This is a genomic window from Methanosphaerula subterraneus, from assembly GCF_052055875.1.
GTDB lineage: Archaea > Halobacteriota > Methanomicrobia > Methanomicrobiales > Methanospirillaceae > Methanosphaerula > Methanosphaerula subterraneus.
Window position 1 is genome coordinate 215,368 of the sequence record NZ_CP170508.1, and the last position, 17,093, is coordinate 232,460.

The 17,093-nt window shown below is 56.1% G+C and carries 16 protein-coding genes and 2 tRNA genes; 8 read left to right on the top strand and 10 right to left on the bottom strand.

The window, feature by feature from the left end:
• Window positions 1–132: 132 nt before the first annotated feature.
• Complete coding sequence (ftsA, locus tag ACFKSJ_RS00945; protein ID WP_440950410.1) at window positions 133–1,488, bottom strand: coenzyme F390 synthetase; 1,356 nt, start codon at window positions 1,486–1,488, stop codon at window positions 133–135.
• A 124-nt stretch (window positions 1,489–1,612) separates the two neighbouring features.
• Between ftsA and ACFKSJ_RS00950 the strand changes: the two genes are divergently transcribed.
• A tRNA-Gly gene (locus ACFKSJ_RS00950) sits at window positions 1,613–1,684 on the top strand.
• 382 nt (window positions 1,685–2,066) lie between these two features.
• On the opposite strand, the gene ACFKSJ_RS00955 is transcribed toward ACFKSJ_RS00950, so the two are convergent.
• Window positions 2,067–2,594: an archaemetzincin family Zn-dependent metalloprotease gene (locus ACFKSJ_RS00955; RefSeq protein ID WP_440950411.1), complete on the bottom strand. Its 528-nt coding sequence runs from the start codon at window positions 2,592–2,594 to the stop codon at window positions 2,067–2,069.
• A gap of 16 nt (window positions 2,595–2,610) precedes the next feature.
• On the opposite strand from ACFKSJ_RS00955, the gene ACFKSJ_RS00960 reads away from it, so the two are divergent.
• Window positions 2,611–3,033 (top strand): UPF0146 family protein, encoded by a 423-nt coding sequence (locus tag ACFKSJ_RS00960; RefSeq protein ID WP_440950412.1) that lies wholly within the window; start codon window positions 2,611–2,613, stop codon window positions 3,031–3,033.
• Here the strand turns inward: ACFKSJ_RS00960 and ACFKSJ_RS00965 are convergent.
• Window positions 3,007–4,356 (bottom strand): replication factor C large subunit, encoded by a 1,350-nt coding sequence (locus ACFKSJ_RS00965; RefSeq protein WP_440950413.1) that lies wholly within the window; start codon window positions 4,354–4,356, stop codon window positions 3,007–3,009. The genes ACFKSJ_RS00960 and ACFKSJ_RS00965 overlap by 27 nt on opposite strands.
• An 82-nt stretch (window positions 4,357–4,438) precedes the next feature.
• Here ACFKSJ_RS00965 and ACFKSJ_RS00970 point away from each other — a divergent pair, with 82 nt between their 5' ends.
• From ACFKSJ_RS00970 to ACFKSJ_RS00980, 3 genes are all read left to right on the top strand, one after another.
• A complete protein-coding gene (locus tag ACFKSJ_RS00970; protein WP_440950414.1) occupies window positions 4,439–5,431 on the top strand; it encodes a methanogenesis marker 2 protein in 993 nt (330 codons plus the stop codon).
• Between the two features lie 7 nt (window positions 5,432–5,438).
• Window positions 5,439–6,179 carry a methanogenesis marker protein Mmp4/MtxX gene (gene mtxX, locus ACFKSJ_RS00975; protein ID WP_440950415.1) on the top strand — a complete coding sequence of 247 codons (741 nt, stop codon included), beginning with the start codon at window positions 5,439–5,441 and terminating at the stop codon, window positions 6,177–6,179.
• 197 nt (window positions 6,180–6,376) lie between these two features.
• Window positions 6,377–6,583 (top strand): histone family protein, encoded by a 207-nt coding sequence (locus tag ACFKSJ_RS00980; RefSeq protein ID WP_012618374.1) that lies wholly within the window; start codon window positions 6,377–6,379, stop codon window positions 6,581–6,583.
• 54 nt (window positions 6,584–6,637) lie between these two features.
• Here ACFKSJ_RS00980 and hisB read toward each other — a convergent pair whose 3' ends face one another.
• The 6 genes from hisB to ACFKSJ_RS01010 all read right to left on the bottom strand — a co-directional run bounded on the left by hisB (window position 6,638) and on the right by ACFKSJ_RS01010 (window position 11,783).
• On the bottom strand, window positions 6,638–7,225 hold the full coding sequence (hisB, locus tag ACFKSJ_RS00985) for an imidazoleglycerol-phosphate dehydratase HisB (protein WP_440950416.1): 588 nt from the start codon (window positions 7,223–7,225) through the stop codon (window positions 6,638–6,640).
• Window positions 7,222–7,932 (bottom strand): 1-(5-phosphoribosyl)-5-[(5-phosphoribosylamino)methylideneamino]imidazole-4-carboxamide isomerase, encoded by a 711-nt coding sequence (gene hisA, locus ACFKSJ_RS00990; protein ID WP_440950417.1) that lies wholly within the window; start codon window positions 7,930–7,932, stop codon window positions 7,222–7,224. The genes hisB and hisA overlap by 4 nt, the downstream gene beginning before the upstream one ends.
• 7 nt (window positions 7,933–7,939) lie before the next feature.
• Window positions 7,940–8,821, bottom strand: a complete 882-nt coding sequence (hisG, locus tag ACFKSJ_RS00995; RefSeq protein ID WP_440950418.1) for an ATP phosphoribosyltransferase — start codon at window positions 8,819–8,821, stop codon at window positions 7,940–7,942.
• Window positions 8,799–10,001, bottom strand: a complete 1,203-nt coding sequence (locus ACFKSJ_RS01000; protein ID WP_440950419.1) for a methionine adenosyltransferase — start codon at window positions 9,999–10,001, stop codon at window positions 8,799–8,801. Before ACFKSJ_RS01000 ends, hisG begins: the two co-directional genes overlap by 23 nt.
• Window positions 10,002–10,105: 104 nt before the next feature.
• On the bottom strand, window positions 10,106–10,903 hold the full coding sequence (locus ACFKSJ_RS01005) for a dihydroorotate dehydrogenase electron transfer subunit (RefSeq protein ID WP_440950420.1): 798 nt from the start codon (window positions 10,901–10,903) through the stop codon (window positions 10,106–10,108).
• Window positions 10,896–11,783: a dihydroorotate dehydrogenase gene (locus tag ACFKSJ_RS01010; protein WP_440950421.1), complete on the bottom strand. Its 888-nt coding sequence runs from the start codon at window positions 11,781–11,783 to the stop codon at window positions 10,896–10,898. The genes ACFKSJ_RS01005 and ACFKSJ_RS01010 overlap by 8 nt, the downstream gene beginning before the upstream one ends.
• 121 nt (window positions 11,784–11,904) lie before the next feature.
• On the opposite strand from ACFKSJ_RS01010, the gene ACFKSJ_RS01015 reads away from it, so the two are divergent.
• The 3 genes from ACFKSJ_RS01015 to ACFKSJ_RS01025 all read left to right on the top strand — a co-directional run bounded on the left by ACFKSJ_RS01015 (window position 11,905) and on the right by ACFKSJ_RS01025 (window position 15,300).
• The gene (locus tag ACFKSJ_RS01015) at window positions 11,905–12,771 is read left to right on the top strand and encodes a malate dehydrogenase (protein ID WP_440950422.1); all 867 of its coding nucleotides are present in this window, start codon (window positions 11,905–11,907) and stop codon (window positions 12,769–12,771) included.
• Window positions 12,761–15,160 carry a DNA-directed DNA polymerase gene (locus ACFKSJ_RS01020; protein ID WP_440950423.1) on the top strand — a complete coding sequence of 800 codons (2,400 nt, stop codon included), beginning with the start codon at window positions 12,761–12,763 and terminating at the stop codon, window positions 15,158–15,160. The genes ACFKSJ_RS01015 and ACFKSJ_RS01020 overlap by 11 nt, the downstream gene beginning before the upstream one ends.
• 55 nt (window positions 15,161–15,215) lie before the next feature.
• Window positions 15,216–15,300 (top strand) — tRNA-Ser (locus ACFKSJ_RS01025).
• Between the two features lie 121 nt (window positions 15,301–15,421).
• Here the strand turns inward: ACFKSJ_RS01025 and ACFKSJ_RS01030 are convergent.
• On the bottom strand, window positions 15,422–16,654 hold the full coding sequence (locus ACFKSJ_RS01030) for a hypothetical protein (RefSeq protein ID WP_440950424.1): 1,233 nt from the start codon (window positions 16,652–16,654) through the stop codon (window positions 15,422–15,424).
• Window positions 16,655–17,093: the final 439 nt, after the last annotated feature.

The following is a 17,093-nucleotide window of genomic DNA, read 5'->3' on the forward strand; positions in this document are numbered from 1 at the left end:
TGTACCACTTAAATATACCTATTTTCCTCATGGATGATTCGGGGAGACTCAAATAATTAATAGCAAATACTCACTCTTCTTCAAAAATAAGGGGTAAATTTTCTGTATTTTCTATCTCTCTCCTAGATGTCTTCATCGCCGGTCGACGAACCTGCGTGGTCTCCCTTTCAGACTGGCGAGTTCAAGCCCCCCCGGCGAAGTGAAATTGAAGATGACCGAAACCTGTTTGTCATCCATGGCCTCTTTGAGGGTGGTTCTTCCAGTGAGGAGGGTGGCAAGGAATCGCTCCCTGATCCCGCTCTTATCTGCTGTGGCCGGGTCTCTGCATTCCATGCTCACGCGCAGCACAGTCTCTCCCTGATCGCCGCCCTCATAGAGAAATGCCTCATATTCTCCGGTCAGGTCCAGCATATTCTCAGGCTGAAAGACCCCCTGCTCGATATCCACCCTATTAAGGCTGGTTCCACCGACCCATTTTCTCTCAGCCTCACGCATAGGGGGATCAATTCTGAGGTGAGTTCGTCCGCAGGCACATCGGTCCCGTGATCGAACAACTGTGGTGTCCTCAGTGTCATAGTTGATCAGGAGGGTGCCGGCATTTTTTCCGACCGGGAGCAGGGTGGTCAGGACAATTCTCCCGGGGTCTCCATCCCTAACAAATCGCTGCATTTGAGGATCATAGAGGTCCAGATGGACCAGGTCTTCAGGAACATGCAGCCCGATCTGCTGCCTGCACTCCCCACACATCGTCCCCTCGGTGCTGCCATAGGTGTTGTATATGGGGCATCCCCAGAGTGCTGATACATACTGTCGTGCCTCTTCAGCGAAAGCCTCTCCACCGACGATCAGGTTTTTGATCCCGGCTTCCTCAGGTTCGAGTCCCTCTCTCTTCATCCGTTCTGCAAGGTGGAGGAGTTTGAAGATTGAGCCGATGATGACAGTTGGTTGATAACTTTTGATCACCCTGGTCGGGAATGTGCAGCTCCCTTCAGGGATCACGGTGAACTTCAGGCGTTGTGCGGCAACCGTCATGGTATTTGCGCCGACATTCATGCCGTACGAGGCGCAGACTACGACCCGGTCCCCCGGGCCCACCCCCTGGGAGACAAAGGCCCTGGCGTACTTCTCTGCATACCGTTGCCAGTCTTCCCAGGTCAGGAAGAGTGACTTTGGGATGCCGGTGGTCCCGCTGGTCTCATGTATCGTGAAGACCTGTTCCTGGGGCACGCTCCTGAATTCGAACTCGGGGGTCACTGGGGGTTGATGCTCCCTGATCGTGACCCCTGATATGATCGGCAGGTCGAGCAGGTCTTCATGCGTGGTGACTTCATCAGGATTGATCCGGTGCTCTAAAAACCAGTGATGATAGAAGGGCGAGTGCCGGTCGGCATAGGCGATCGTATATCTGACCCGTTCGTCGATTAGGGCGTCTAAATCGCTCCGATCCATGGTTTCTATCGATTGGTTGAAGAACTCCCGTCCTGGCATGATCCCTGACTCGGCCGTGATCTCATAAAAAAGGGTGCACAGTCTAATTTGCAGGATCCCGCGAACATTCCGATACGTTTTTAATCAACTACACCATATCTTGTAAAGCACTTAGTGCGGTAATGCGCCGATAGTGTAGTGGTTATCACTAGGCGTTGCCAACGCCTAAACCCGGGTTCGAGTCCCGGTCGGCGCATTCGATTTTAACTTTTTTTTGAGATTGCTGTTACTCAACGAAGGTTCTGTTTCGATCTGATTATACAGTCCATGAGATGCGCCATCCTTCCTGATGATACATGACGGTAGGTGATCCAAATCATTGAACTGGTCCTGAAAGATGGGCGGCAATCTAATGATTACTGCGATGAACGCACCAAATTCGTTTAATGCTCTCTTAAAAACGCGGTGGGGGGATTTTAGGATTTTAAAACTATTCAAAGAATAATCAAAGTATCCAGTGGGTTTTTCTTTAGTGAGCGTCTCCAAACCAGGTAAGTCTGATCTGTCTTATCTGTTAGGTATTCGACGCTGACCGATTCGGGTCTGATCGGAACTCAGTATCGAAGGCGGGCGTCAGGTCAGTGCGCGAGTTGCTGCTGACAGCGGGGGCAGAGCATCTTCTTCTTCCGGTCCAGTTCATCGAGGGTGTCGGGTTTGAACATGCAGCATTCGGGGTTTGTGCAGTGTTCCAGACCGAGCAGGTGCCCGATCTCGTGGGCCCCCTCCTTGGCGATCCGATCGATAAGGTCGTCATCGTTCTCGAAGCGCCCATAATACTCATTATCGAGACGGGCTGTTGAGACAACGGCCACCCCGTTATTTGGGCGTGCCAGGCCAAAGACAAAGTCATATCCTGGAATAAAAAGGTCTCCGGCGATGACCAGCAGCATCAGGTCTGATATTGCCGCACAGGTGCGAATGGTATCGATACAGGTCAGCAGTTGCCGGGCATTGTACTGTCGCCGGCCCGGGTCATACCCCTTCAACAGCAGCCCCCCTTCTATCACGACCTCTGCGGGCATCTGGAGGATCATCGAGATACACCGCTGCACGGGTGCCTGAATTCCAGCAGGAGCACGCTCATCCCAAAATATTTTGATACCCATCAGTATATCTCTAAAGATGGATGGGTATAAACATATTGAGCGCTCGATCGGTGCTTACATCGGAGCACGATATGGGGACGTGGTCGAGGTCGGGATAGGGCAGAACACGGTCGCGGCAGAGGTAATCCGTGACGCCGGCGTCAGAGTCCGGTGCAGGGATATTCGACCCCTCGATCCTCCGGCAGGTATCAACTTCGCGCTTGATGACATCTTCAGACCGGACCTCTCACTCTACCGGGGTGCTGACCTGATCTATGCAATCAGGCCCGGGGTCGAGATGATACCCTCGCTTATTGCGCTCGCCACAGAACTGGATGCCTCTTTGATCGTCTATCACCTGGGGGATGAAGTGTATCTGGATGGCGGGATCCAGATCAACTGTGGGGTGCGCCTTCACCAGTACTGGGTATCTTCAAAACAGGGTAGCCTGGTGGACTGAGACCTTCCGCTCTTCAGGTTTCTTCTCTCCCTCTGTATCCATCCGCATTTTTGGTTTTTTCTCCTTCTTTTCGCGCCCTTTTTGTTCTTTCTGCTGCTCCTTTATTACAGAACTGACGATCCCGGTCGACCTGGCTTTGTCATGAAGGAAGAAGTTCAATTGATCAGCATCCAGGGCCAGTTCTCTGACATAGCGCTCCGGTTCCTCTTCCACCAGTGGTCCCATCTGGTCCAGGTACCACTCCCGGAGGGTCTGCTCTGAAACATGGAGCAGTACAGAGAACTTTTTCATCAGGTTCTGCCGGGTTCCTTTCTGTCTCTTGGCAGTGCTCATCCGTTTCCATCGCTGAGGGGATTGGATCTGCGCGTGGATTCCTCTCCCGTCCGCAGCGGCCGCGGTTCCAAAGAGCATCGCAGCGGTGGCATATCGCCAGAGGGTGTAATGCTGGCGCCGATAGGTGTCTCCAATAAAGCGGTCTGCATCTGCAAGGGACCTGTAAGCCGCAGCGATCGAGGTCTGATCCGGGAGATGGTGCAGGTTGGCTTCGAGCCACTGCAGGATCGCGTCAGGCTTATCATCGACGGCATAGGACTGCTGCAGCAGCCGGTAGTCAGGCTGACCCGAGAAGACGGCTGTGATCAGATCGAAGATCGTCGACCGTTCATCCTTCTGTGAGGTATGTATCGATGCGCTGTCGAGATGATCCCTTCCGATAGCGGTCGCATACAGGGCATTGACTGCGGCGCGAAGATCGCCACGGGTGCTCCCTGCGATCTCGTGGAGGGCCTGGTCAGCACAGGTGATCCCTTCGGATGCACAGATGAACCTGAGCCTTGGCACAATCGAGCGCGCCTGCAGGGCCTTGAACTGAACCAGTTCACACCGGGTCTTGATCTCTGTGGGAAGGGCGTAGATGTCGTTTGCTATCAAGATTAATGGTTGAAAGGACTGCCTGATCAGGTCGACGATCGCCCGCGCCCCGCCGCGGTCGGCGGTCCCCTGAAGGTTATCGGCCTCATCGAGCAGGATCAGTTTGTGCGTGGCCCCTGTCAGGCTTCCTGTGGTACTTCCCTGCCCTGCAATCCGGTCGATAGCCCCCTTGGTCCGCTGATCACTGGCATTCAACTCGATCATATCCCAGTGCATGTCATTGGCCAGCGCGTAGGCGCTTGAGGTCTTCCCGGTCCCGGGCTTTCCATACAACAGCAGCGGTTTACTGTTCTTCGACCAGGAAGCAGCCCAATCCACCATCTGCCGTATTGCAGGAGCATTCCCGGTCAAATCCCGGATATGCTCGGGGCGGTACTTCTCTGTCCAGTCCATACCCATACTTCGTTCGATAATCAAATTAATTATGTCTGATGAGACAACATACCTTAAGAGACTCAAGGATGTTGGTACTATCGTGGTAATTACCCCTTCCACAGCGAAGATCGCAGAAGCCGTCAGAGAGTACGAGGGTGTGAAGCGGAAGCATGAGATCGGAGGAATGGTCAAGGCTTTCCAGATCGATGCGCCGCAGGTCGTAGCATCGTTTGGTGAGGATGCAGCGGTGATCAGGCAGGATCAGAACGCCCTGCTCCTGGCAGCCGATGGGATCTGGAGCAGGCTGATGGAGGTCGACCCGTACTGGGCTGGGTACTGTGCTGTGCTGGTTAATATCCACGATATAGCAGCGATGGGCGGTAGACCCCTCGCGATGGTGGATGTCTTCTCGATCGCCGACCGTGAGATCTGTGACCAGGTGATCCGGGGGATGCGGGATGCATCCCACCAGTTCGGTGTCCCGATCGTTGGCGGTCATCTCCATCCAGACACGCCGTACAGTGTGATCGATCTCTCGATCCTCGGGATCGCACAACTCGATTCGGTGATCTACAGCCATACGGCTGCGCCCGGTGACCATGTGATCATGGCTATCGACCTCGACGGGCGGGTTCATCCCTCGTGCGCGCTGAATTGGGACTCGGTGACGATGAAGACGTCGGCCTATGTCAGGGCGCAGATCAACCTGCTCCAGGAACTGGCAGAGGCACATCTGGTGACTGCAGGCAAGGACATCTCGAACCCCGGAGTCATTGGCTCGCTCGGGATGATGCTCGAGGTGAGTGGCACGGGAGCCGAGATCCGGGTGGAAGCGATACCCTGTCCTGACCTGGAGAAGTTCAATATCTCCTTTGAACACTGGGTGCGGATGTACCCCGGGATGGGATTCGTGCTGGCTGTACGACCTGAACACGTTGAGGAGGTGTGCAGGCGTTTCTCCGCGGTTGGGATGACCGCCTGTTCGATCGGTGAGGTCAACGCAAGCAGATCCCTCACCCTGGTCGGTGCTGACGAGACGGTCACGGTCTTTGATTTTGCAGCCGATGGTATCATGCGGCTGACTCCCCGGTAGGTGTCTGATGATCATCGGGATTGGGGTGGCCCAGGATCAGCAGAAGGTGATCGCCAGTATCAGGGCATTGAACGGGGCTGCCGAGGTGGTATGTTATACCTCCGCAGATCTCCCTTCATCCCCGCTGTACCGGGTGGCACGCTCTACCACCCCCGAGTGCGCTCTCATAAATGATCTCAAAGACGGCGTCATTGATGCTGCAGTCCGGGGGTCTCTCCCGGCCAGCGCTACATTGAGTCTTCTCCGTACTGCGATGCAGGTCGATCATCTGGAAAGGATCGCACTTCTTGAGACGGTTTCCGGTCAGAAGTTTCTTCTCGCTCCGGTGGGGGTTGATGAGGGATGGACGATTGCACAGCGGGTGGCTCTCGTGGAACAGGCAAGGATGATTGCTGAGCGGTTTGGCCTCTCCTCTAAAGTGGCAGTTCTATCCGGCGGTCGATATGGTGATGTGGGACGCCATCCGATCGTCGACCAGAGCCTCGCAGCAGGAGAACTGGTGGCAAAAGTCGGGGGTGCTGTTCATTATGAGATCAGGATCGAGGACGCCGTAGAATCATGTGGTGTGGTGATCGCTCCCGACGGTATCGCCGGAAACCTGATATTTCGGACGCTTTCCTTCCTGGGAGGAGGAAAAGGGCATGGTGCGCCGGTGGTAAATATCGGTAAAATTTTCATAGATACTTCGCGCGCCTCTCCAGATTATACCAATGCGCTATTGCTTGCCATATCGATGTTTGATTGGTAAATACCCCTTTTTCATCGACTTATCCTTAATCTAAAGGTAAATTTTCGATATTTTTGGGTATGCTCCCTAATCTGTCTTAATCCCCAATGAGAACGGAGGAGTCACTCTGAATGAGGGATCGGAGGATGAATTACTGGATTCAACTCGAAATGTTTAAATGTTAATTGATACACTTCTCTTTGAGGTTGAGAAGTATCATGGCAGATTTACCTATTGCAGCAGTTGTACGTATTGCAAAGAAGAGCGGTGCTGAACGTGTCGGTAGCGACGCAGCAGGCGCAATTGTTGCCAAGGCAGAAGCATACATTGCAAACCTGACCAAGGAAGCCAACAGGCTCGCTCAGCACGCTGGCAGGAAGACGATCAAGGAAGAGGATGTTGAACTCGCGGCAAAGTCCGCGTAAACCCATTTCTCTTTCTTCTTACCCACAAACTGAAAAGTGGGAGTTTTCTGGTATCTACAGGGTACCTTTGGTGCTTGGGACCTGATCTGATCCCGAAACTGTTCTCAGGGCCTGGCTGAGTGCGATGCCGAATGCTTTGAAGATCGCTTCAGCGGTGTGATGATCGTTCTGTCCTGAGAATCTGATATGAGCAGTGATTCCGGCTTTTATGCACAGTGAGTAGAAGAAGTGCTCGAAGAGCGAGGTATCGATCCCTCCGACTGTACTGTTTCCAAAGGTGCCCTTGAAGACCAGGTACCCGCGTCCACCGCAGTCGAGCACCACCTCGGCGAGCGCTTCGTCCATTGGAATGATCGCGTGACCGAACCGTCTGATCCCTCTCCCGTCACCGAGTGCCTGGTGGAGTGCTGTCCCGAGCACAATTCCAATATCTTCGATGGTGTGATGGCTGTCGACCGTAAGGTCTCCGATGGCCGTGATGGCGAGATCGAACCCCCCATGCCTGCTCATCGCATGCAGCATGTGGTCAAAGAACGGGATCCCGGTGTTGATGCTGATCTGGTGAGGGCCGGCCTGGTCGAGCGTTATCTTCAGTGCGATATCCGTCTCTGCTGTTCTTCGTTCCACAGTGCCCTCTCTCATAAAATCGCCCTCAGTGCCTCTCCAAGTGTTATCTTTCCGCTGTACAGTGCGGATCCGAGCACTGCCCCGGCAGCCCCTGCCCGGTGCAGTCCCTGCAGGTCAGCAGGTGATGAGACGCCACCGGCCACGACCACCGGGATCGAGACCGAACTGATCAGTTCCCTGACCGGTTCAATCATGATCCCCTGCTGGAGTCCTTCGACATCGACGTTGGTATAGAGCAGTGAACCTGCACCCAGTTCCTCAAACCTGGTCGCCCAGGTGCAAAAATTCCCTCGTGTCTGCTGCCATCCTTCAACAGCAATCTGCCCATCTCTTGCGTCGACCCCGGCCATAATCCGTGCACTCCCATATTCACCGGCCAGCGTCCCGAGCACCTCTGGATGCTCGGTGGCCAGGGTACCGATGATGATCCGGTCGACCCCAGTCTCAAGCCATGCTGTTGCATCTGCAATGGACCTGATCCCGCCCCCGAGCTGGACTTCGACCCCGGTCTCGTCGACCAGTTCCCTGATCAGGGCGGCATTCGCCTGTGCCTTTCCAAAGGCTCCGTCGAGGTTGATCACATGAAGAGCTGTCGCCCCCTCTTCAAGCCACCGGGTGGCACAGGCAAGCGGATCGCCAAAATCGGTGGCGCTCTCCCGCTTTCCCTGCACCAGTTGCACACATCTGCCCCCGAGGATATCCACTGCAGGATAGACCTTCATGGTCACCTCAGCGGATCATCCGCTCGATGGCCATCACCAGGATATCCCTGGCGCCAGCCAGTTTCAACTGGTTGATCAACTGGTAGACACAGTGCTCGTCGACGACCGCATGGACCGCGACCAGGTCCTCGGATGAGGCGACCTCCATCACCGTGGGCCCGGAGAGTCCCGGCAGTGTCTTTTTTACGTCCGCGAGTGAAGAACGCTGGACATTCATCATCAGGTAGCACTGCCCCCTGGCCCGGATTACGCTCTCGAGGGCCAGCAGTACCTCGTTGATCTTATCAGCCTTCTGCTGCCGTGCCGTCCTGTTTGCGATCACCTGCGTGCTGGTGACGAGGATCTCCTCGATGATCCGAAGATTGTTGGTCTTCATCGTGGTTCCGGAACTGGTCAGGTCCACGATCGCATCGGCGACCCCCAGGTGCGGGGTCAGTTCACAGGCGCCGGCGACGGGGACGATCGTGACCGCTATCCCCTGTTCTGCAAAGAAGGTCTCGGTTATGATCGGAAATTCAGTGGCGATCCGTGCTCCTTTCAGATCTGCCACCTGATGAATTGGTGAATCCTCCATCACCGCCAGTACCAGCCTGGCCTTTCCGAATTGAAGGTCCAGCACTTCGTCGACGGCCGCCTTCCGCTCCCTGACCATATCATGCCCGGTGATTCCGAGGTCAGCAGCTCCGTTTTCAACATAGGCCGGGATATCGATCGGCCGGGCGAAGAGAATCTCGACCCCCGGATCGAGGGTCTTGATGATCAGCTTCCGCTCGCCCGATTCGGCCAGGTGGAGCCCGCTCTTCTCGAGCAGGTCCATGATCGGGACCGAGATCCTCCCTTTATTCGGGACAGCCAGCCTGATCAGATCAGAAGGTGTCGAGTTCGCCACGTATGACCTTCTCAGTGACGCAGGTGATATCTGCAAGCTGTTCTTCGATGATTCCTTCGACGTCCCGGCTGATCGAGACGAAATCAGCCCCGCAGGAAGGCAGCACCTGGGCGCTGGCCACCAGGGGGTGGTCGATCGGTATACCGATCTGCGAGAGCAGCCGGATGTAGATCTCCTCGATCCCGTCGACCTTCTTCACGCATTCGCGTGCAATCTGGGTGGAGAGCAGGTTGTAGATCTTTCCGATATGGTTGATCGGGTTCTTGCCGCTGGTCGCTTCCATCGACATAGGGCGGTTCGGCGTGATCAGACCATTGCACCGGTTTCCACGTCCGACAGAGCCGTCATCGCCCATCTCCGCAGAGGTGCCGGTCACGGTCAGGAAGACCGAGCCATTGTCGATGTCATCGGCGGTGTTGATATGTACCTGGACTGGGCGGGCAGTGTAGGTCTTTGCGACCTTCTGGACTGCATCTTTCATAATCTCCTTCATTTCAAGGTATTCAGCGAGTCCGGCGCAGTATCGGTCCACCATCGCGCAGCCAATCGTGAGGGTGATATCATCCTTCTGCCGGAGCCCCATCACCTTCACATCCCGACCGACCATCGGGTACTTCTTGCGGAGATCCCCGTCGATATAGTCGCTGACCCCCTTCACGATGCTCTCTGTCTCTGAGAACGCAGCATGCCCGACCCCGAACGAGGTGTCGTTGGCGCGGGGGATCTTGCTGTCACAGGGGCGGAAGACATCGCGGAGGTCGGTGGATCCGACGCCGAGTCTGCAGTCCACGATGAGGTCGCGTTCGAGGTTCAGTTCGGCCAGCGTCGAACGCAGGTAATTCCGTGCGGCCTCGATTGCGATCGCATCGGTTGGAAATGTAATCCCATCGAACTGTTTGGTCGCCCTGCCGTCGAGCAGCACAAAGATCGGCTTGATGATACTGCCGCCGCCGTACTTTGGCTTCGATTCCCCGGCCACGATCTCGCCCTGATCGGTGTTGTGATGGAGGTAGACGCCACATTCTTCCATATATGCTTTGCAGAGTGCCTGACTGATCGACTCTGCAATTCCGTCTGCCAGACTGTCCGGGTGACCGATCCCCTTCCGCTCGACCAGCTCTATCTGCTGCTGTTCAAGGGGAATCTGATCGAGTGCCTCAACGCGTATGTTTCTGCTCATTGAATCCCTCATCCTTGTTAAATGATCATAAAAAATGGTTGATAATCCGATAACTGATCTATTTTCGATCGAATCTGATTTAAACTATACTAATGGGGTGTTTTTTACCTGCGACCGAGGTGTACGCGCTGTCCGCTGGCATCCCGGGTGTAGGTTCCAAACTCGCTCTGGATCAGCCGTTCTCCGGAGAAGACCGGACCTTCCCTGCAGACGCAGACCCCCTCCGGATCGATACAGCAGGACCCGCAGACCCCGACCCCGCACTTCATGTACCGGTGCAGGCTGAAATACGTCCGGTCGAGCACCTGCAGGTCCACAAGCCGGTCGAGGACTGCTTTCATCATCAGTTCCGGTCCGCAGATGCAGATCTGGTCGTACTGATCGAGATCCAGTCCATCGAAGAGAGCCGGCACGAATCCATGGCGGCCGGTCGAGCCGTCGTCGGTGGCCACGCGGAGGTCTGTGCACTCCTGGAGGACTGTCCGGAACGGGAGTTCCGCAACGGTCCTGGCGCCCAGCAGAAAGGTGGTCACCCTGCCGGCCATGGCCATCGGTAGCAGGGGTGCGGCTCCGATCCCGCCAGCCACGGCCAGGGTTCTTCCGGTGATTGGAAAGCCGTTTCCGTACGGGCCGCGGATCCCGATCTGTTCCCCTGGTTTTTGGGCAAAGAGGGCCGTGGTTGCGTCCCCAACCTTCTGGACGGTGATCGAGTTTGGAGACGAGAGGGCCATCGGCACCTCGTCCACCCCGGGTACCCAGACCATCACGAACTGGCCTGCCTCTGATGGGAACTCCCGGTCGAAGCGGAAGGTCATCACCGAGGGGGTCTCCTGTATCGTCTCGGTGATGGTTACAGCGACGCCGGGTACGTTGATTCCTGTATGCAGGTTCTGTTCAGACATGGGCACACCCCACAATGGTTGCCGGGTCTTCCCCGTCAGGGCCGTAGAGTTCCCGTTCTATCGATGTGAAGATCTGCTGATCCCCCAGGACAGCACTCCCGATCTCGACGGCCTGCGCCCCGGCCATCATCATCTCGAGCACGTCTCTGGCCGAGGACACTCCCCCGCATCCGATGATCGGGATTGAACAGGCCTCGTAGAGTTCATACACGCATCTGATCGCAATGGGAAGGATCGCTCTCCCGGAGAGGCCGCCATACCCATGCCCCAGCACCGGTCTGCGGAGCTCCGGGGAGATCCGCATCGCCTTCACCGTATTGATCGCGACCAGGGCGGTTGCTCCACCCTTCTCTGCAGCCCTACCGCAGAGCGTGATGTCGGTCACGTTCGGGGTCAGTTTCACCCAGGTCGGGAGGTTATAGGATGCGACCGCTCTGGTGCACTCCTCGACCAGTGCCGGATCGCTGCCGAGGGCTGCCCCGTATCCTTCGGCATGCGGACAACTCAGATTGAGTTCGAATCCGCTGACCTTTCCGGCAAACCATCCCGCGACTGTGTTGAACTCCTCAGGCGAACCTCCAAAGATCGAGGCGATCACCGGTTCGCCGGCGACTGCTTCCAGTTCCTCGGTGAATGCAGACGATGGATTGGGGAGTCCCATCGCGTTCAGGATCCCGTCCTCAAGCACTGCAAGGCATGGTCCCGGATGCCCATACTTGGGAGACGGACCGATCGACTTGGTCACCACCCCGCCGGCACCTGACTTCAGTATCCGTCGAAGCGACGCCCCTGTGGTGCCGAGCACTCCTGCAGCGAGGATCAGATGGTTGGTGAGGGAGACCCCCCCTGCCCTGACCGGGCCTGATCGTAGAACACACATTAGGAAGAAGATCACCGTTCAGGGGTAATTAATCTGGCGTCATCACTATCTGCAGGTATACTCTCATCGTCCCTGTTCCCTGTTGACAATATTTATTGTTTGTACACGCAAATACTGATCCATGACAAGGCTCTGTGTGATGGGAGTCGGAAAGATCGGCGGCGAAGTGGCGTTTTTAGCGTCAGTTCTCGGGCTCGTGGATGAATTGATCCTGCACGACACGTATGCTCCGCTCCTTGAGGCACAGCAGCTGGACCTCCTTCATACTGGTCTTGATATCGAGGTCAGCTCTGACTCAAGGTCTGCCGAGAGCGCGGATATCTGTCTGTTTGCAGCGGGTTCCCCACGGAACCCCTCCATCAAGACCCGGGCAGATCTCCTCTCCGCCAACCTGCCGGTGGCTGATGCGGCTGTCCGAACGCTGGGCAGGTTTGATGGAATCCTGATCACGGTCACCAATCCGATGGATGCCAACAACTATTATCTCTGTAAAAAGTCAGGGATCGATCGGCATCGGTGCATTGGGTTTGGCGGGCAACTGGATAGTGCACGATTCAATCTGGCGCTTGCTGAGCGGTGCATACCCGGAGAGGGCTGGGTGTTGGGGGAGCATGGTGAACATCAGGTGCCGGTCTTTGGAACGATCAACGGTGGTGTCCTGCCGGATATGCGCGAGGAGATCCTGACTGAGTTGCGTGGATCGAGCATGGAGGTGATCAACGGAAAAGGGGGGACGGTCTTTGGGCCGGCCTATCATATCACCAACCTGATCCGCCAGATCCTGCAGGACAGCCGCCAGACTATTCCCTGCTCATCTGTCCTTGACGGCGAGTACGGACTTGATCGCTGCTCGCTGGGGGTGCCGGTTCAGATCGGAAAGGAGGGGATCCGGACGATCGAGGAGTGGCCGCTGGACGGCTGGGAACGGCAGAAGTTCGATGCGGCAGGGGCATTTGTCCAGGGGCTCTGTAAAAACCTTGACCTCTGATCTGGATGGAATTGACTCCTGCGGTGATCGCGATGTTGCGATCATCCAGGTCGAATACAGCAACACCGCAGCAGGCCCTCTGATCCATATCTTCGGGCGGGACCGGCAGAAGAAGGCGGTTCAGATCCTGGTGCATGGGTTTCGGCCGTACTTCTATGCCCCAGTTGACCAGGTCAATCAGGTTCCACCTCCTGCCGGGGTCGAGACGGAGCAGGGGATTACCTACCCGTCGATCCGTGGCGAACCGTTGACAAGACTCTATACTCGGCGGCCAGGGGATGTCAGGGAGGTGCGGGGGCAGTACCGGCACTTTGAAGCGGATATTCCCTTTGCGACCCGGTTTTTGATCGATGCGGATCTGAGGGATGGGGTCAGGGTACCCTCCTGTGACGTTGATTTCTCCGAGATCAGCCCGGCATCGATCGATGTGCCTGCCCGGGTCTGTTTTCTGGATATCGAGTGCGAAGATGAGCGCGGGTTCCCTGATCCCCAGAGGGATGCCGTGATCTGTGTCACCTGCCACGACTCGTACGATGATCACTATACAACCCTGCTTTTGCTGGCGGAGGGGACGACGGCGCCGGCTGACACCGCTGATTCGCGGCAGACGCTGATCTGTTTCCAGACCGAACTGGCCCTCTTTGAGGGTTTGATCGCTTATATCGCTGAGAAGGATCCTGATATTCTGAGCGGCTGGAACATCGTCGACTTCGATATTCCATACCTCATGAACAGGATGGAGCATCTCAAGATCAACCCGACCCGGCTCTCCCGATTGTCGGGGTATACCGAGCGCAATGCCCTGCGCGGCCGGGTCCTCTTCGATCTGCTCGCGGCCTACAAGAAGATGCATCCCTCTAGGCGTGAATCGTACCGGCTCGATGCCGTGGCCGACAGCGAACTCGGGGAGACCAAACTCCGGTACACCGGCACGATCAGTTCGCTCTGGAAGAACGACCCTGCGACGCTGGTCGCGTACAACCGCAAGGACGTCGCCCTCTGTACCGGGATCGATCAGAAGGATCACATCATCAGTTTCTACCGGGAGATCGCCCGGTATGTCGGCTGTCCCCTCGATAAGACGGTCAACTCCTCGAATGTGATCGACATCTACATTCTCCGAAAGGCTTCTGGAAGGTTCATCCTCCCTTCGAAAGGGTCGGTGGTGGCCGAGGAGTTCGAAGGGGCCACCGTCTTCGACCCCTCCCGTGGGGTACGCGAGAACGTGGTGGTCCTCGATCTGAAGTCCCTGTACCCGATGGCGATGATGACGATCAACGCCTCCCCTGAGACCAAGGACCCGCAAGGAGAACTGCAGGCCCCCAACGGCGTGCATTTCAGGGCCGCTCCCGACGGGTTGACCCGTTCTATCATCAGCGAGTTGCTGGTGGAACGGGACGAGAAGAAACGTCTTCGGAACACCTTCCCGTTCGGGTCCGACGAGTACCTGCTCTACGATCTGCAACAGAATGCGCTGAAGGTGATCATGAACAGTTACTACGGGGTCAGCGGGTATATCCGGTTCAGGCTCTATGATCGGGAGATCGGAGCCGCGGTCACCGCAGTCGGGCGCGCGATCATCGAGCACACCCGGCAGGTGATCGAGGGGATGGGGTACCGTGTCCTGTACGGCGACACCGATTCATGCATGATCCAGCTCCCCCCGGGAGATAAAGAAGCGACGATCCGGACTGCGCGCACGATAGAGGAGCAACTGAACGAGAGTTACGGTCCCTTTTCACGCACAGTCCTCAATGCCGGGAAACATTACTTCTCGATCAAATTTGAGAAGATCTATCAGCGGTTCTTCCAGGCCGGGAAGAAGAAACGGTATGCCGGCCATCTCGTCTGGAAGGAGGGGAAGGATGTCGACGAGATCGATATCGTCGGTTTCGAGATCAAGCGGAGTGATTCCCCGCAGATCACCAGGATCGTGCAGCGGCGCGTGATGGAGATGATCCTCTCCGGTGAGGAATACTCGGTGGTCAAGAACTATCTTGGCGATGTAATCACGAGATACCGAAGCGGGAAGTATCCCCTTGAAGAGATTGGGATTCCTGGGGGAATCGGAAAGCAGCTCGGTCAGTACGAGACCGATGATGCCCAGGTGCGGGGGGCCAAGTATTCGAACCGGTACCTGGGCACGGAGTTTGGCAAAGGATCCAAACCGAAGCGGATCTACATCAAACAGGTGAAGGGCAAGTTCCCAAAGACCGACGTGCTCTGTTTTGAGTATGCCGACCAGGTGCCCCCCGAGTTTGTCATCGACTATGAAACCATGCTCGAAAAGACGATCAAACAGCCGATCACCCGCATCATCGAAGCGCTCGGATGGAACTGGGAGGATGTGGATCCGTCGAGGACGACCCTGGCGCAGTTCGGCTTCTGATCCCTCCTTCTTTCAAAGGCTTTTAATTGATGAAGATCCAATAGCATGAGGTAAGGCCGAGGTAGTCTAGTCCGGGAAGGCGGTGGCCTTGAAAGCCACTGGTGCTTGGCACCTCGAGAGTTCAAATCTCTCCCTCGGCGTCTCTTATTTTCGTTCAATTCCTTCTGGGTCTCAAAAAGAGTGTGAATATCTGAATTCGAAGGTTGACCGGCCGTTGAAGTTCCCCGGTTCACCTGCCTCCTCCCGAATATTCAGCCGGGATCAGTCTCCATCCACGAGCGACAGGAGATGTCGTCTGAAGAGGTTCATCGCTCTGCGCGTTCCTTCCCTTGCCTGATCGCTGTTCTGGTAACCCATGGTGATCGTCATCCTTCCGCGAAACGTGCTGGTCATGAAGCAGGTTGTGGGCATATAGCCACCCGGATAGCAGGTGTAGGCATCTGAGAGCCCCTCAACATCCGGGAGAGTGAGCGGCCCGGGATTCGAGATGAAGATGTCTGCCAGACCTGCATTCTGCAGGGCTGCCATCTCTTCCACCATCTGATGAATTTGTCTGCCCTCGGGATCACAGATCGCGTCCATCTCAATCTGTTCGGCGATGCCGATACGTCCTGCCTTGAGGATCTTTGTCTCCTCAATGATGCGGGGAAGGATCTCCTCCATCCCATCTCCTGTCGTGCGCTCGATCGTGAAACAGACGTTATTGGCCTGATTGCTCATCACCCGGGATCCGTCGTTCAGATGCTGGCGAAGGTTGACAGGGATGAAGAGGGCCATCGGTTCGTTGTGACCCGTGAGGTCGCTCATGGAGAGGTAGTAGGCCGCCATCACCGCATCGTTGATGGTGCCCCCGAGCGTTCTGACGTGCGCATGAACTGCTTCCAGCACCGGGGGGCTGACACTATCTCTGTGATAAGATGATAGTTGCCGGGATGTGCCGAAGGGATCCGGCCACATGGGGTTGATCACCTTCATATCAGATGGGACTGGCTTTTCTTTTGGATCAAGCCCTCGGGTCCAGAACGTATCACGTTCCGGGATTCCCTCCTCCGCGGGACTGATGCTGCCTGGTTTTCGGTACTCCTGCAGCAGTTGCGATGCGAGGGTCTGGAGACCGAACGCATCAGCGGCGGCATGAGCGAGGTTGATGACGATGATGTCCCCCGAAGGTCTTCGCAACAGACGCACGCGGAACTGCAGCGGTTCATGCGGATCGACGGGTCCGATGACGTGGTGATGATAGTTCTCGGCGCATTCCTCCACCTCCAGAGAGACACCAACAGGTTCGACCATCTCCCAGAAGGCCGGACCACTCCCCCGGACAAGTCGGCTGTGAAGAATGGGATGAGCCAGGAGGCATGCCTGCGCAGCCTCTTCAAGAACACAGGGATCGAGTTTTCTGTCGAACTCCATCACCGCACAGAGGGTGGCATCGCCCATGAGTCTGACCGAATCGGTGAAAAGGTCGAGGGTCGAGGCCTCTCGAGTGTACATGCCCAAATCAAGAAGGTCTGGATTTATAAATCTCCACCATGCGGGAGTGTGGAAAAAAGATATCAAACATGGGTCCCGTGCCTGTGGTTCAAACCGAGGGTTCTGCCCGCGTCGCGCCGGCCCCGCCCTCCCCCGATTGGTTGCCGAGTGGGAACCCTGCCGACTGGTTCGAGAGTATGGGATCAGATTGCGCGGTCTGAAGGATAGCATTCTCCGCTCTACGAAGGCGTACATTGGCCATGCACAAGTGCCTTGCATTATTCATTCTTGTTTTGCACAGCAGACGTAATGTTACGTTTTTCTGGTTTGTTTGTGATATAAGGTTCAAATCAAAGCCTTTTTCTGAATGGACAACAACATCAGTAGTGTAACATTCCGGAGATCATCGACTGGAGATGATGCAGCTTATCGCTGGCTAATCCCCTGCAGGTGACCGGGG

Bases quoted from the DNA above. Each gene is read 5' to 3' on its own strand.
- ACFKSJ_RS01000 (WP_440950419.1), bottom strand. From the start codon at position 10,001: ATGAGCAGAAACATACGCGTTGAGGCACTCGATCAGATTCCCCTTGAA.
- ACFKSJ_RS01005 (WP_440950420.1), bottom strand. From the start codon at position 10,903: ATGTCTGAACAGAACCTGCATACAGGAATCAACGTACCCGGCGTCGCT.
- ACFKSJ_RS00980 (WP_012618374.1), top strand. From the start codon at position 6,377: ATGGCAGATTTACCTATTGCAGCAGTTGTACGTATTGCAAAGAAGAGC.
- hisA (WP_440950417.1), bottom strand. From the start codon at position 7,932: ATGAAGGTCTATCCTGCAGTGGATATCCTCGGGGGCAGATGTGTGCAA.
- ftsA (WP_440950410.1), bottom strand. From the start codon at position 1,488: ATGCCAGGACGGGAGTTCTTCAACCAATCGATAGAAACCATGGATCGG.
- ACFKSJ_RS01015 (WP_440950422.1), top strand. From the start codon at position 11,905: ATGACAAGGCTCTGTGTGATGGGAGTCGGAAAGATCGGCGGCGAAGTG.
- ACFKSJ_RS00965 (WP_440950413.1), bottom strand. From the start codon at position 4,356: ATGGACTGGACAGAGAAGTACCGCCCCGAGCATATCCGGGATTTGACC.
- ACFKSJ_RS00955 (WP_440950411.1), bottom strand. From the start codon at position 2,594: ATGGGTATCAAAATATTTTGGGATGAGCGTGCTCCTGCTGGAATTCAG.
- ACFKSJ_RS00960 (WP_440950412.1), top strand. From the start codon at position 2,611: ATGGATGGGTATAAACATATTGAGCGCTCGATCGGTGCTTACATCGGA.
- mtxX (WP_440950415.1), top strand. From the start codon at position 5,439: ATGATCATCGGGATTGGGGTGGCCCAGGATCAGCAGAAGGTGATCGCC.
- hisB (WP_440950416.1), bottom strand. From the start codon at position 7,225: ATGAGAGAGGGCACTGTGGAACGAAGAACAGCAGAGACGGATATCGCA.
- ACFKSJ_RS01030 (WP_440950424.1), bottom strand. From the start codon at position 16,654: ATGTACACTCGAGAGGCCTCGACCCTCGACCTTTTCACCGATTCGGTC.
- ACFKSJ_RS01010 (WP_440950421.1), bottom strand. From the start codon at position 11,783: ATGTGTGTTCTACGATCAGGCCCGGTCAGGGCAGGGGGGGTCTCCCTC.